Source organism: Micromonospora sp. NPDC000207, from assembly GCF_040300925.1.
Classification (GTDB): domain Bacteria; phylum Actinomycetota; class Actinomycetes; order Mycobacteriales; family Micromonosporaceae; genus Micromonospora.
In genome coordinates this window covers 31,855-47,749 of sequence record NZ_JBEPEQ010000038.1, presented here as the reverse complement: position 1 = coordinate 47,749, position 15,895 = coordinate 31,855, and the positions used below count along the sequence as shown (strand labels likewise).

General features: G+C 74.3%; 2 protein-coding genes. Both read right to left on the bottom strand.

Going from position 1 to position 15,895, the window contains the following annotated elements; translation table 11 throughout:
* Nucleotides 1-5,063, bottom strand: a 5,063-nt coding sequence (locus tag ABT336_RS12305; protein ID WP_350896608.1) for an SDR family NAD(P)-dependent oxidoreductase, incomplete at its 3' end; no start/stop codon positions are given.
* 110 nt (nt 5,064-5,173) lie between these two features.
* A complete protein-coding gene (locus ABT336_RS12300) occupies nt 5,174-15,862 on the bottom strand; it encodes an SDR family NAD(P)-dependent oxidoreductase (protein WP_350896607.1) in 10,689 nt (3,562 codons plus the stop codon).
* Nucleotides 15,863-15,895 lie beyond the last annotated feature (33 nt).

Genomic DNA, 15,895 nt, shown 5'->3' with positions numbered 1-15,895 from the left:
ACGTGCAACGCCACAAGCGACGACGAACACGCCGTGTCCACAGTGATCGCCGGCCCCTCCAACCCCAACACGTACGCGATCCGACCGGAGGCGACCGCCGAGGAACCACCGGTGAGCAGGTAACCCTCACTCTCCTTCGGCACCTGCGCGTTCTGGCCGTACCCCTGGTACGCAGCGCCGAGGAAGACACCGGTGTCCGTACCGCGCAGGGAGTGCGGGTCGATGCCGGCGTTCTCGAACAGCTCCCACGTCGTCTCCAGGACCTGCCGCTGCTGCGGATCCATCGCCAACGCCTCACGCGGCGAGATCCCGAAGAACGCCGCGTCGAAGTCGGCCGCCCCGTCCAGGAACGCGCCGTGCCGGGAGTAGCTGGTGCCGTGCCGCTCGGGGTCCGGGTCGAACAGCGCGTCGAGGTCCCAGGACCGGTCCGACGGCATCTCGGTGACCGCGTCGCCGTCGGCGACGATGAAGTCCCACAACTGGTCGGGGGTACGCACTCCACCGGCGAGGCGGCAGGCCATCCCGACGATCGCGATCGGCTCGTCGGCCTCCCCGGGTGCCTGCGGGACGACCGCCGCAGCCGGGGTCGTCGCCTCCGGCTCACCGACGAGTCGTTCCAGGTAGTGCGCGGTGAGGCGGTCCACTGTCGGGTGGTCGAAGACGATGGTCGTGGCCACCCGGACCCCGGTCACCGCCGCGAGCCGGTTCCGCAGGTCGACGGCGGTCATGGAGTCGAATCCCAGGTCACGGAAGGCGACGTCACGCTCGATCACCGTCGGCGTGCCGTGGCCCAGCACCGCTGCCACCTCGGCTCGGACCAGCCGGGCGACATGCTCGTGACGTTCGGCCTCCGGCATCGACGCCAGCCGCCGGGCGAGATCCGATTCCTGACCGGTCTCCTCGGCCCCGGCGCGGACCCCACCGAGTTCGTCGAAGAGGGGCCGGCGGCGGGCGGCGGTGAACAGTTCGACGAACCGCTCCCGGTCCAGGTCCACCACCGACACCCACGGGTCCCCGGCGTCCAGGGTGGTCCGCAGCTCCTCGATCGCCCGCTGCGGGTCCATGGCGCGCAGGCCCTGGCTGCGCAGGTAGTCGCCGCCCTCGGTACCGGCCATGTTCTGCCCGGCCCACAGACCCCAGGCGATCGAGGTGACCGGCAGCCCACTGCGCCGACCACGACGGGCGAAGGCGTCGAGGAAGGCGTTGCCCGCCGCGTAGGAGGCCAGCCCCGGGCTGCCCCACACCGCCGCGTTCGAGGAGAACAGCACGAGGGCGTCCAGCTCGGGACAGAGTTCGGCCAGGTTCGCCGTACCCCGCACCTTCGCGTCGGTGATCTCGGTGAACTCGCTCTCGGTCAGCTCCTGTACCGCTGTGGACCGGGAGATCCCGGCGGCGTGGAACACCGCCGTGACCACCCGTCCCTGCGCCCGTGCGGCGTCGAGGACGGCCGCCAACCGGTCGCGGTCGGCGACGTCGCAGGCCGTGATGGTGACTCCCGTGCCGAGCGCGACCAGTTCGTCACGCAGGTCGGCGGCACCGGCCGCCTCCGCTCCCCGCCTGTTGAGCAGCACCAGGTGCTCGGCGCCCGCACCGGCGAGCCAGCGGGCCAGGTGCGCGCCGATGCCGCCGGTGCCGCCGGTGACCAGGACGGTCCCGCGCGGCGTCCACCGGGTACCCGCCGCGCGGGCCGGTGCCGGGACGAGACGGGCGACGGTGACGCCGTCGGGCCGGATCGCGAACTGCTCCTCGCCGCGCGGGTCGGCCAGTATGGCGGCCAGCGACCGGGCCGAGTCGGCGTCGGCCTCGCGCAGGTCCACCAGGCCACCCCACCGGGCGGGGGACTCCACGCCCACCACCCGGCCGAGCCCACCGACCATGGCCTGGGCCGGATCGACGTCGTCTCCGACGGTCACGGCGGCGGCGTCCCTGGTCACCAGCCACAGGGGGACGTCGATCCCGGCTGCGCCGAGCGCCTGGACCAACGCGAGGGTGTCCAGGCTGGGGTCGTCGACAGCACCGCCCTCGGCGAGCGCGAGCAGAGAGACCACAGTGGACAGGGCGGTGCCGTCGACGGCGTCGAGTGCGGCGCCGATCCGGGCGCGCGACTGCGCGGTGCACAACACGACGGTCGCCCCGCGCTGTTCCAGGCCGTCGCGGACCACGTCCGTCCAGGCCGGGGGTACTGCCGCTCCGGTCACCACCAGGACCCGTCCGGCCAGGGAGGACCGCCCGAGGTCGACGGGGTGCCAGGCGAGCTGGTAACGCCACTCGTCGCCGGTGTCGGGGACCCGGCCCAGGGGGACCGGGAGCCAGAAGTTCTGTCGTTGGAACGGGTAGACCGGCAGGTCGACCGGGCGTCCCTCACCCACTGCGGTACGCCAGTCGACCTCCACCCCCCGGGTGTACGCCTCGGCGAGCGCGGTGTGGAACTGCGCGAGACCGCCGCGTTCGCGGCGCAGGGTGCCTGTGACACACGGATCCGCGTCGGGGGGCAGCACTGCCTCGAGGGTGGCCTCGACACCGACTGTCAACACCGGGTGCGGGCTGACCTCGACGAAGGCGTCGAACCCCGCCTCGGCGAGCTGCCTGGTGGCGTCCTGGAAGCGCACCGGCTCCCGGAGGTTGGCGAACCAGTAGTCGGCGTCCATCGTCGCCGTTTCGATGACCTGACCGGTCAGGGTCGAGTACAGGGGGATCCCGGCCGACACCGGACGGACCCCGGCCAGTGCGGCGAGCAGCTCCTCACGCAGCGACTCCACCTGCGGGGAGTGTGAGGCGTAGTCGACGGGGATCCGACGGGCGGTCACGCCCTCGGCCTCGCACTCGGCGATCAGCTCGTCCAACGGGCCGTTCTCCCCGGCCAGCACCACCGAACGGGGACCGTTGACCGAGGCGACAGTCAGCGCACCCGCGAAGCGCGCGATCCGCTCGGCGGCCTGGTCGGGGTGGAGCCCGAACGACGCCATCCCGCCGTGACCACCGAGACGGCGCAGCACCCGGCTGCGCAACGCCACCACCCTGGCGGCGTCGGCCAACGACAACGCACCAGCCACGTGCGCGGCGGCGATCTCCCCCTGCGAGTGACCCACCACCGCACCCGGAGTCACCCCGTACGACTGCCACAACCGCGCCAACGACACCATCACCGCGAACAGCACCGGCTGCACCACGTCGACGGGGTCCAACGACTGCTCGCCGTCGAGCACCTCGCGCAGCGACCAGTCCACGTGCGGGGCGAGCGCCCGCTCGCAGGCGTCGATGGACTCCGCGAAGGTCGGCGACTGCCGCAGCAGGTCCCGGGCCATGCCCTGCCACTGTGCGCCCTGCCCGGGGAAGACCAGCACCACCCGGCGGCCGGCGCGCGCCCGCCCGCTGACGGCTCCGTCGACGGGACGTCCCCCGGCGACGGCCCGGAGGCCGGCGAGGACCTCCTCGCCCCCGCCGACGACGACCGCCCGATGCTCCCAGGTGGCACGGCGGGTGACCAGGGTGAAGGCGGTGTCGCGCAACGAGGGGGCCGGGTCGTCGGTGAGACGGTCGGCGAGCCGGGCCGCCTGGGCGCGCAGGGCCCGCTCGTCGCGCGCGGAGAACACCAGTGCGACCGCCTCCGCACCCGGCTCGGCGGTGGGGGCGGCATCCGTTCCGGGGGTCGCTCCGGTTGCCGGGCCGGGGGTCGGGTCGAGGTCGGCCGCCTGCGGGCTCGGCGCCTCCTCGACGATGACGTGCGCGTTGGTGCCGCTGATGCCGAACGAGGACACCCCCGCCCGGCGCGGGCGCTCCCCCACCGGCCAGGGCCGGGTCTCGGACACCACCGACACCGCACCCCGGTCCCAGTCGACGTGCGGCGAGGGCTCGTCGAAGTGCAACGTCGCCGGGATCTCCCGATGCCGCAGCGCCAGCACGGTCTTCATCACCCCGGCCACCCCCGCCGCCGCCTGGGTGTGACCGATGTTGGACTTCACCGATCCGACCCAGAGCGGGCGGCCGGGTTCCCGGTCGGCACCGTACGTGTCGAGCAGGGCGTGCGCCTCGATCGGATCGCCCAGCCGGGTGCCGGTGCCGTGGGCCTCCACGTAGTCCACGTCGACGGGACGCAGCCGCGCCCGCTCCAACGCCTGCCTGATCACCCGCCGCTGGGCGGGGCCGCTCGGCGCGGTGAGCCCGTTGCTGGCACCGTCCTGGTTGATCGCCGAGCCACGCAGTACGGCCAGCACCGGCCGGCCCTCGGCCCGGGCGACGGACAGCCGTTGGAGCACCAGGACCCCGGCCCCCTCGGCGAGCCCGAAGCCGTCGGCGGCGCGGGAGAACGGTTTGCAGCGGCCGTCCTCGGCCAACCCGCCCTGGCTGCGGAACTCGGTGAACGCACCCGGGCTGCTCATCACGGTGACCCCACCGGCGAGGACCAGGGTGCACTCGTCGCGGCGCAGCGACTCCATCGCCAGGTGCACCGCGGTGAGCCCGGAGGAGCAGGCGGTGTCGACGGTGACGGCTGGACCCTCCAACCCCAGGGTGTACGCCACCCGTCCGGAGGCGACGCTGGAGGCGGTGCCGATGCCGACGTAGCCGAGCACCTCCTCGGGTGCCTCGTCCGGCCTGGGTCCGTAGTCCACCGCACCGACACCGGTGAAGACGCCACCGGCGCTGCCGCGCAGGCTCGACGGGTCGAAACCCGCACGCTCCAACGCCTCCCAGGAGATCTCCAGCATCAGGCGCTGCTGGGGGTCCGTCGCGAGCGCCTCGCGGGGTGAGATGCCGAAGAAGGCGGCGTCGAACGCGCCCGGCTCCGCGAGGAGACCACCGAGGCGGGGTCGCGGTGCCGGCGGCCAGCCACGGTCCGTGGGCGCCTCGGCGATCGCGTCACCACCGTCGCGGATGAACTCCCAGAACGCCTCCGGCGAGTCCACACCCCCGGGGAACCGGCAGGCCATGCCGACGACGGCGATCGGTTCGCGGGCCCGGTACTCGACCTCGTCGAGCCGACCTGTCACCGAGTCGAGTTCGGCGACGGTGCGCTTGAGATAGCGCCGGAGGCGGTCCTCGGTCATGCCGCTGCTCTCGCTCATCGGATCCCTTCCGTGGATACCCCGGCCGTCGGGTGTGGGAGGCGACGCGAACCCGGTGGACCTGTCAGGGCGGTACGGTCCACTGCCGCGGGGCGGAATCGACCTGTCACCTAGACGTCCCCTCCCCCGCCGAGACGCCTGTCGAGCATCGAGAACAGCTCGTCGTCACTGGCGTCGTCACTGATCGTCACTGGCTCGGTCTCCGGGGGTCGTCGGCTCTGCCACCGGCGCAGCAGCGCCTCCAGGCGGGCCCCGACGTCGGCGTGTCCCTGCGCGTCGGGCAGGGCGTCGAGCGCCCGTTCCAGGTCGTCGAGGCGCGCACCGACCCCGACGTCCGGCGCGGAGTCGGCGAACAACTCCGACCGCAGGTGTTCGGCCACCGCCAGCGGTGTCGGGTGGTCGAACACCAGCGTGCTGGGCAGCCGTACGCCGGTGGTGACGCCGAGCCGGTTGCGCAGCTCCACCGCCGCCAGCGAGTCGAACCCGAGGTCCTTGAACGCCTTGCGTTCGGGCAGCTGGTCGGCCGAGTCGTAGCCGGCGACCGCCGCCGCGTGCGAGCGGACCAGCTCGGCCAGCGCGGCCACCTGATCGGTCTCGGGTGCACCGACGAGACGGTCGAGCAGGCCCCGGCCCGGGGTCTCGGCCCTGTTGGCGGCCCGTGGCGTGGACCGGACCGCGCCGCGCAGCACCTCGGGGACGTACTCGGCCCGGCGCAGCGCCGACCTGTCGACAGACAGCGGGAACAGCACCTCCCCGCCGCTGCGCAGAGCCGCGTCGAACAGGGCCAGCGCCCGCTCGGTCGGCAGCGCGGCGACCCCGGTACGGGCGATCCGGTCACCGAGGCCGCTGGTCATCTCGCTGGCCTGCGCCCACAGGCCCCACCCGAGCGCCTTCGCGGGCAGTCCGAGGGCCCGCCGTTGCCCGGCCAGGGCGTTGAGGACCCCGTTGGCCGCCGCGTACACGCCCTGCCCGGGACCGGCCAGCACCGACGCCGCCGACGAGAACAGCACGAAGAAGCTCAGGTCCGCGTCCCGGGTCAGGTCGTGCAGGTGCCACGCCGCGTCGACCTTGGCCCGCAGGACCTGATCGGTGGCGGTCCCGTCGATGGAGGTGACCAGCCCGTCGGCCAGGACCCCGGCGGTGTGCACCACCCCGGTCAGCGGACGGTCCGCGGGGATCGAGTCGAGCAGCGCCGCGAGCGCCTCCCGGTCGGCGGTGTCGCAGGCGACGATCTCGATGGTCGCGCCGAGGCCTTCGACGTCGGCGCGCAGCTCGGCCGCGCCCGGGGCCGCCGGACCGCGCCGGCTGGCCACCAGGAGGTGGGGTACGCCGTGCCCGGTCACCAGGTGGCGGGCGACCAGCCGCCCCAGGGTGCCGGTCCCGCCGGTGACCAGCACCGTTCCGTCGGGGTGCACGGGGGCGGGCTGGGTGAGGACGAGCTTGCCCACGTGTCGGCCCCGGCTCATGTGGGTGAGCGCGGCCGGGGCCGCCGACAACTCCCACACCGACACCGGCAACCGGTCGAGGGCACCGGCGGCCAGCAGACCGACGACCTCCTCCAGGATCTCGCCGAGCCGATCGGGACCGGCCTCGGCCAGGTCGAACGGGACGTACCGGCCCCGGAACTGCTCCGCCGGCCGCAGGTCGGTCTTGCCCATCTCGACGAAGACCCCGCCGTCGGCGAGCAGCCGCGCGGACTCGTCGAGCAGGTCGCCGGTGAGCGAGTTCAGGACCACGTCGACGCCCCGCCCCCCGGTACGCGCGGCGAACCGCTCACCGAACCCGCTCTCCCGGGACGAGGCGATGTGGTCGTCGTCGAGGCCGAGCGCCCGCAGCGTCGGGTGTTTGGCCGGGCTGGCCGTGGCGAACACCTCCGCCCCGGCCCGACGGGCCAACGCGACGGCAGCCATCCCCACCCCGCCGGCGGCGGCGTGGACCAGCACGGACTGCCCGGCCTGCAACCCGGCCAGGTCGTGCAGCGCGTAGTGGGCGGTGGTGAACGCGATGGGTACGGCTGCGGCGTCCACCGCCCGCCACCCGTCGGGGACCGGGGTGAGGAGCCGGTGGTCGGCGACCGCCACCGGCCCGAAGGCCCCCTGGAACAGGCCCGTCACCGCCTGGCCGGGGGTGAACCGCCGGACACCCGACCCGACCTCGGTGACCACACCGGACGCCTCGGTGCCCATCTCGGCCGGTTCCGGGTACATGCCGAGCGCGAGCAGGACGTCACGGAAGTTCACGCCGGTGGCGCGGACGGCGACGCGTACCTCCTCCGGCGCCAGGGGCCGGTCGGCGTCGGGGACGGGGGCGAAGGCCACTGCCTCGATGGAGCCGCCGTTGCCGGGCACCAGCCGGTACGCCCGGTCGGCGACGGCCGGCACGGGACCGGCGAGCGGCGTCAGCCGTGGCACGAACACCGCACCGTCACGGACCGCGAGCTGCGGATTGTCCGGCACCGCCGGGGGCGTCTCCGGGTCGCCGTCGACGAGCACGAAGCGGTCCGGGGACTCCGCCTGGGCGCAGCGCAGCACCCCCCACACGGCGGCGGCCCCGGGGCGCGGCACGTCGTCCCCGGGGGAGACCTCGACCCCTGCGGACGTGGCCACCACCAGGGTGGTGGCGGGCCACCGGTCGTCGTCGAGCCAACGGCGCACGAGCGTGGCCGCCCAGAGCACCCCGTGACGGGCCTCGGCCGTCGGGTCGTCGCCGTCGGGACGGTAGCGGACGACGACGGCCTGTGGTGCCGGACCACCGGCGCGCAGCAGGTCGTCGAGCCCGTCGGCCGCCACGTGCACCACCGCCGCCGGGGTCGGGTCCGGGGTGGCCAGCCGTACCCACTCCAGGCGGTGCAGGTCGCCGTCGCGGCCGCGCGGCTGGTCCCGATCCGCCCCGGCGTCCCTGACGACCAGGGCGTCCACCGTGGCGACGAGCTGACCGGTCGGGTCGGTGACCCGCAGGGCCACCGCGTCCGGTCCGGCGGGGGTCGCCACCACCCGTACCGCAGTGGCCCCGGTGGCGTGCAGGGTGACGCCCCGCCAGGCGAAGGGGAGCTTCCCGGGGGCGCGACTGGTCAGGCCGAAGGTCTGGGCGACGGCGTCGAGCAGCACCGGGTCGAACGCGTACCCCTCCTCGACGGCGTCGAGGGACACCTCCGCGTAGACCACGTCGCCGTGCTGCCACGCGGCGCGCAGCGCCTGGAACGCCGGCCCGTACTCGTAGCCCAGTTCGGCGAGGGTGTCGTAGTGGTCGGTCAACGTCAGGGCGGTGGCGCCGGGCGGGGGCCACTGTGTGCCGTCCCGGCCGCCGCCGGCCACGCCGACGGCGAGGGTCCCGGTCGCGTACGCCGACCACCGGGCCTCGGCCGGGTCGGAGACGTCCTCGGCGGCGTGGATCTCGACCGGCCGCCGCCCGTCCTCGTCGGCGGCGCCGACCGACAGGCGCAGCAACGCACCGGCGGCGGTCAACACCAGCGGCTGCTGCAGGACGAGTTCCTCCAGCACCGGCACGCCGACGTCGGCCCCGGCGGTGAGCGCGAGGTCGACCAGGACACTGCCGGGCACCAGGTTCCGCCCACCCACCACGTGCTGGGTCAGCCACTGCTGCTCGTCGGGGGAGAGCCGCCCGGTGAACACCGCTCCGCCGTGACCGGGTACGTCGACTGCGGCGTGCAGCAGCGGGTGGGTCGAGTCACGGACCCCCAGCGACGAGGTGTCGGCCCTGCGGTGCGGCTTGGGCCAGAGCCGCTGCCTGTCGAAGGGGTAGGTGGGCAGGTCGACCAGGCGGCCGTGGGCGACCGCCGGACGCAGGTCGACGTCGACCCCGTGCACGTGCGCCCCCAGGAGGTTGCGGAGGAACTCCGACGGCCCGTCGTGGTCGCGGCGCAGCGTCGGCACGCCGGTGACCGGGCGCTCGGCGTCCTCGGCGGTCTCCTCGACCGCCATCAGCAGCACAGGGTGCGGGCTGACCTCGATGAACGTCTCGAATCCCCGCTCCAGGAGGCTGCGGACGGCGTGCTCGAACAGCACCGGTTGGCGCAGGTTGCGGTACCAGTACCCGGCGTCCATGGCTGTGGTGTCGAGGAGGTCCCCGGTGGCGGTGGAGTAGAGCGGGACCGTGCCGCCGACGGCGGTGACGGTGCCGAGTTCGGCGGCGAGCCGCTGTTCGACCCGGGCCACCTCCGGGGAGTGCGACGCGTAGCGCACCGCGATCCGACGCGGCCTCATCTCGCGGGCCTCGGCCACCGCGAGGAACTCGTCCAGTTCGGCGGTGGGTCCGGCCACCACGAGCGTGCCGGGTCCGTTCACCGCCGCCACCGCGACCCGCCCGTCCCACCGGCGCAGGACCGAGTCCAACTCGGCGCGGGAGGTGCCGACCGACACCATGCCGCCCTGGTCGTCGAGCTCCCGCAGCACCCGGCTGCGCAACGCCACCACCCTGGCGGCGTCGGCCAACGACAACGCACCAGCCACGTGCGCGGCGGCGATCTCCCCCTGCGAGTGACCCACCACCGCACCCGGAGTCACCCCGTACGACTGCCACAACCGCGCCAGCGACACCATCACCGCGAACAGCACCGGCTGGAGCACGTCCACCCGGTCGTACGGGTCGGGGTCGCCGACCCCACGGACCACGTCGAGCAGGTCCCAGTCGGTGTACGGCGACAGCGCCTCGGCGCACCGGCCCATCGACTCGGCGAACACCTCGGAGGAGTCGAGCAGGTCACGGGCCATGCCGACCCACTGCGACCCCTGCCCGGGGAAGACCAGGACGGGGGTACGGGCGGCGAAGACCGCCGGGGCGACGACGTCGGGCGAGGGGCGATCCTGCGCCAGCGCGTCGAGGGCGGCGCAGACACCCTCCCGGTCGGTGCCGAGCACTGCGGCCCGGACGTCGAAACGGGCGCGACCGGTGGCCAGGGTACGGGCGGTGTCGGCGAGGTCCCGGTGGCCGGTGGTGCGCAGGTGTTCGGCGAGGGTCCGCGCCTGGGACCGGACCGTCTGGACGCTGCGTCCGTGCAGGACGAAGGGCAGGGGCCCGCCCGGGGCGGCGGGAACCGGTTCGGGGTCCGGTTCGGCGGGTGCCTCCTCGACGATGACGTGGGCGTTGGTCCCGCTGACGCCGAAGGAGGACACCCCGGCGCGGCGGGGGCGCTCACCGGGGGGCCACTGTCGTGCCTCGCGGAGCACCTCGACCTTCCCGTCCGCCCAGTCGATGTGCGGGGACAACTCGTCGGCGTGCAGCGACCTCGGGAGTACGCCGTGCCGCATCGCCAGGACCGCCTTGATCACCCCGGCGGCACCGGCGGCGGCCTGGGTGTGGCCGATGTTCGTCTTCACCGAGCCCAGCCAGAGCGGCCGGTCCCGGTCCCGGCCGTACGCCGCGATGAGCGCCCCGGCCTCGATCGGGTCGCCGAGTTCGGTGCCCGTCCCGTGCGCCTCCACCATGTCGACGTCGGCGGGACGCAGCCCGGAGGCGGTCAGGGCCTGCCTGATCACCCGTTCCTGCGACGGCCCGTTCGGGGCGGCGAGGCCGTTGCTGGCCCCGTCCTGGTTGACGGCGCTGCCGCGCAGCACCGCCAGCACCTGGTGGCCGTTTCGCCGCGCCTTGGACAACGGTTCGAGGACGAGCGCCGCGACGCCCTCGGCGAGGGCGAACCCGTCGGCCTGCGCGGAGAACGCCTTGCACCGCCCGTCGGCGGCGAGCCCCCGCTGTGCGCTGAAGTCCACGAAGGTGTACGGGTCGGCCATGACCGTCACCCCGCCGGCCAACGCCAGCGAGCACTCACCCCGACGCAGCGACTGCATGGCGAGGTGGATGGCGACCAGCGAGGACGAGCAGGCGGTGTCCACCGTCAGCGCCGGCCCCTCCCACCCGAAGGTGTAGGCGACACGGCCGGAGAGCACGCTCGCCGAGTTGCCCAACCCCTGGTAGCCGTTGAGCCGGTCACCCTCCCCGGTCAGCAGTTGCAGGTAGGACTGGCCGTTCATGCCGACGAAGACGCCGGTGTCGCTGCCGAGGAGGGTCTCCGGGTCGATGCCCGCCCGTTCCACCGCCTCCCACGCGATCTCCAGGGTGAGCCGCTGCTGCGGGTCCATCGCCAGCGCCTCGCGGGGGGTGATCCCGAAGAACCCGGGGTCGAAGTCCGGGGCCCCGTCGAGGAATCCCCCCCTGTCGACGTAGCTGGTGCCGGGGTGGTCCGGGTCGGGGTGGTAGAGCCGCCGGAGGTCCCAGCCCCGGTCGGTGGGGAATCCGGTGGTGATGGAGGTGCCCTCGGACACCACCCGCCAGAGGTCCTCGGGGGTGGCGATGCCGCCGGGGAACCGGCAGCCGATGCCGACCACGGCGACGGGTTCGGCCTCGTCGGTGGGGCCGAACACCCGTACCGGGGTCGGGTCGGAGTCCCCGACGACCAGTCGACGCAGGTACCGCGCGAGCGCGGTGACCGTCGGGTGGTCGAAGACCAGCGAGGCCGGCATCCGCAGGCCGGTACGGGCCGCCAGGCGCTGACGCAGGGCCATCGAGCCCAGCGAGTCGAGGCCGAGTTCGCTGAAGGCCCGACGGGTGTTGATCTCGGTGCCGGTCTCGTGTCCCAGCACCTCCGCGACCGTCTCGCCGACGAGGGTCAGCAACGTCTCCCGCTGTTCCTGCGGGGACAGCGCCGCGATTCGTCGACCCCACTCGCCCGCCGGCTCCCCCGGCCGGTCGACGGGCGCGCCGTCGGGGTCCCCGCGCCGGTCGAGGAGTTCGTCGAAGAGCGGGGTCGGCCGGATGGCCGCGAAACCCTCTGTGAAGACCGACCAGTCGACGTCGGCGACGGCCACCGACACCGCACCGGCGCGGAGCAGACGTTCCCACGTCCCGAGGGCGTCGGCCACGTCGAGGCTGCGCAGGCCGCGCTCGCGCAGCCGACCGTCGTCGACCGCGCCGGGCAGGGCCCACGGGGTCCAGGCCACCGAGGCGCTGGCGTGCCCCCGGGCGCGACGGTGCTCGACCAGGGCGTCGAGGTAGGCGCTGCCGGCGGCGTACGCGGCCATGCCGACCCCACCCCAGACCCCGGCCACCGACGAGCAGTAGACCTCCCGTTCGAGGCGGTGGTCGCCGAGCACCTCCGCCAGGACCGTCGGCAGCGCGGTCTTCGCCGCGACGGTGGCGGCGAAGTCCTCGGGGTCGGCGTCGGCGACGCCGGCGAAGTTCGTCAACGTCTCGGCGTGTACGAGCGCGGTCGGCAACTCCCCGCCGATCGCCGTACGCAGTGCCTCCGCCTCCGGTTCGCACACCACGGCGGTGGCACCGGCGGCCCGGATCGCGGTCAGCAACTCCTCGCCCGGGTGTGCGCCGGGCAGGACGAGTCGGGTGGCACCCCGTTCGGCGAGCCACCGGGCCAGCCGACCGCCCACCGGACCGGCCGCGCCGGTGACCAGGACGGTGCCGTGCGGGGTGAACCCCCCGCCGGGCGGCGGCAGGGTCGCCCTGACCAGGCGACGGCCGTAGAGACGGTCGCCACGGACGGCGACGACGTCCTCGCCGCCGCCGGCGAGGACCGCCGCGACCAGACGCGTCCCGGCGGCGTCGACGGTGGCGGGCAGGTCGAGCACCCCACCGAAGCGGCGGGCCAGCTCCAGCCGGGCGACCTGGGCGAAACCGTGCAGGGCGGCCTGCGCCGGTCGGGCCAGGTCACCGTCGACGGGGGTACGGACCGCCTCCTGGGTCAGGCACCACAGTGGTGCGTCGATTCCGGCGTCACCCAACGCCTGCGCCAGGGTCAGCAGGGCGACCGCACCGGCCTCGACGTGCCGTTCGTCGGTCGCCACCCACGACAGCACCCCCCGGAACGTGCCGTCCCGCCGGGCGAGCGCCTCGGCCAGGCCGGTCCGGGAGGTCACGGAGTCCACCGGGTGGGCGACGACCCGGCCACCGCCGGCGGTGATCGCCGCCGCCAACCCGTCGACCCATCCGGTGCTGCCCCCGGGGTGCACCACCAGCCAGTCGCCGTCGAGTACGCCGTCCCCGGGCGGGGTGATCGGCGTCCAGGACACCCGGTAGGCGAGATCGTGGGAGGCGGGGGCGGGAGCAGACGACCGCAGCCAGTACGGCTTCCGTTGGAACGGGTACGTCGGCAACGGGATCGTCGCAGCTCCCGGGAGGGCGGGCGTCCAGTCGACGTCCACACCGGCGCAGTGGGCGGTGGCCGCCGACCGCAGGAACGCCCCCGGTCCGCCGTCGCCCCGGGACAGGGTGCCGACGACGACGGCGTCCTCGACACCTGCCTCCTCGACCGCCTCGGCGACCGCCGACACCACCACCGGATGCGGGCTGACCTCGACGAACGCGTCGTATCCCGAGTCGGCCAACCGGGTCATCGCGTCGGCGAACCGGACCGTCTCCCGCAGGTTGCGGTACCAGTACCCCGCGTCCAGGTCGGTGCCGTCGACAGCACGGACGTCGACCGTCGAGTAGAAGGTGATCTCCGCCGACCGGGGCTCGATCTCCCCCGTGACCGTCAGGAGTTCGTCACGGACCCTGTCGATCTGCGGCGAGTGCGAGGCGTAGTCGACGTCGATCTCGCGGACCCGTACGCCCTCGGCCTCCCGCTCCCGTCCCCACTCCCGCAGCGCCTCCGGTTCCCCGGCCACCACCACCGACCGGGGTCCGTTGACGGCGGCCACGGAGATCCGGTCCTCCCACGACCGCAGTCGGCGGCGTACCTCGGCCTCACCGAGCGCGACGGCGCTCATGCCGCCGCCCCCGGACAGCGACCGCAGCAACCGGCTGCGGCCCACCACCAGCCTCGCCGCGTCGGCGAGGGAGAGCGCACCCGCCACGTGGGCGGCGGCGATCTCCCCCTGCGAGTGCCCCACCACCGCAGCGGGGGTGACCCCGTACGACTGCCACAACCGCGCCAACGACACCATCACCGCGAACAGCACCGGCTGCACCACGTCGACCCGGTCCAGTCCCGGTGCCCCCGGCTCCTGCCGGAGCACGTCGGAGACCGACCAGTCCTGCAACGGTGCCATCGCCTCGTCGCAGGCGCGGATCGTGTCGGCGAACGCCGGTGCCGAGTCCAGCAGCTCCGCGCCCATCCCGACCCACTGGGACCCCTGTCCCGGGAAGAGGAAGACGACGGTGCGCCCGGACGTCTCGGCGACCCCGGTGACGGTGTCCTCGCCGCGCGGTTCGACCGCCGCGACCTCGCGCAGCCCCCGCACCGCCTCGGCCCGGGTCGACGCCACCACCGCCGCCCGGTGCTCGTGTCGCGCCCGGGTCACGGCCAGGCTCCGCCCGACCTCCGCCAGCCCGACGTCGGAGCCCTCCACCAGCTCGGCGACCTGGGCCGCCTGGGCCCGTAGCGCCGCCGCCGACCGGGCGGACACCACGAGCGGGACCGGGCCGACGTCGCCGCCGACGGTGCGCTCGGTGGTCCGCTCGGGTGCCTCCTCGACGATCACGTGGGCGTTGGTCCCGCTGATGCCGAACGCCGACACCCCGGCCCGCCTCGGCCGGTCACCCCGCCGCCACGGCCGGCCCCGGGTCGCCAGGCGTACCGCTCCCGAGGACCAGTCCACGTGCGGGGTGGGCTCGTCGACGTGCAGGGTGGCGGGCAGTTCCTCGTGGCGCAGTGCCAGCACCATCTTGAGCAGCCCGGTGACGCCCGCCGCCGCCTGCGTGTGGCCGATGTTCGACTTCACCGACCCCAGCCACAGCGGGTGGTCCGGATCCCGGTCACGGCCGTAGGTGTCCAGCAGGGCGTTGGCCTCGATCGGGTCGCCGAGCGTGGTGCCGGTGCCGTGCGCCTCCACGGCGTCCACGTCGGCCGGGGTCAGGCCGCAGTTTCGTAGCGCCTGCCGGATCACCTTGCGCTGGGCGGTCCCGTTCGGCGCGGCGAGACCGTTGCTGGCCCCGTCCTGGTTGAGGGCGGAGCCACGGATGACAGCCAACACCTCGTGGCCGTTGCTTTCGGCCTCGGAGAGCCGTTCGAGCAGGACGAGGGAGACCCCCTCGGAGAAGCCGAACCCGTCGGCGGCGGCCCCGAAGGCCTTCGACCTGCCGTCAGCGGCCAACGCCCGCTGGCGGCTGAAGTCGACGAACACCCCTGGTGTCGCCATGACCGCCGCCCCGCCGACGACAGCGAGACTCGACTCGCCCAGCCGCAGCGACTCGACCGCCAGGTGCAGCGCCACCAACGACGACGAGCACGCGGTGTCCACGCTGATCGACGGACCCTCCAGCCCGAGGGCGTAGGAGATCCGCCCGGAGGCGACAGCGGGTGCCACCCCGGTCACCGAATAGCCCTCGGCGTCACCGGCTTCGGTGCCGTTCTCGCCGTAGCCGAGCCGCGCCACGCCGAGGAAGACGCCGGTCGGGGTGCCACGCAGGGAGTGCGGATCGATGCCGGCGCTCTCCACCAGCTCCCAACTGGTCTCCAACAGCAGCCGCTGTTGCGGGTCCATGGCCGTGGCCTCGCGCGGGGAGATCCCGAAGAACTCGGCGTCGAAGCCCGCCACGTCGTCGAGGAACCCACCCCGGTCGACGTAGCTGGTGCCGGGGTGGTCGGGGTCCGGGTGGAAGAGCCCGGCCAGGTCCCAGCCGCGCCCGGTGGGGAAGGTGGACACCGTCTCGTGCCCCTGGCGCAGGAGGTCCCACAGGTGCTGCGGGAGGTGCACCCCGCCCGGTAGGCGGCAGGCCATGCCGACGACCGCGATCGGGTCGGATTGCAGCTCGCGCAGGCGCTTGCGGGCGGCCCGCAGGTCGAGCGTCGCACGACGGAGGTACTCCGCCACCTTGTCGTTGTCAGTCACAGGTCCTCGGTCTCTGCTTCGGCTGCGGCTGCG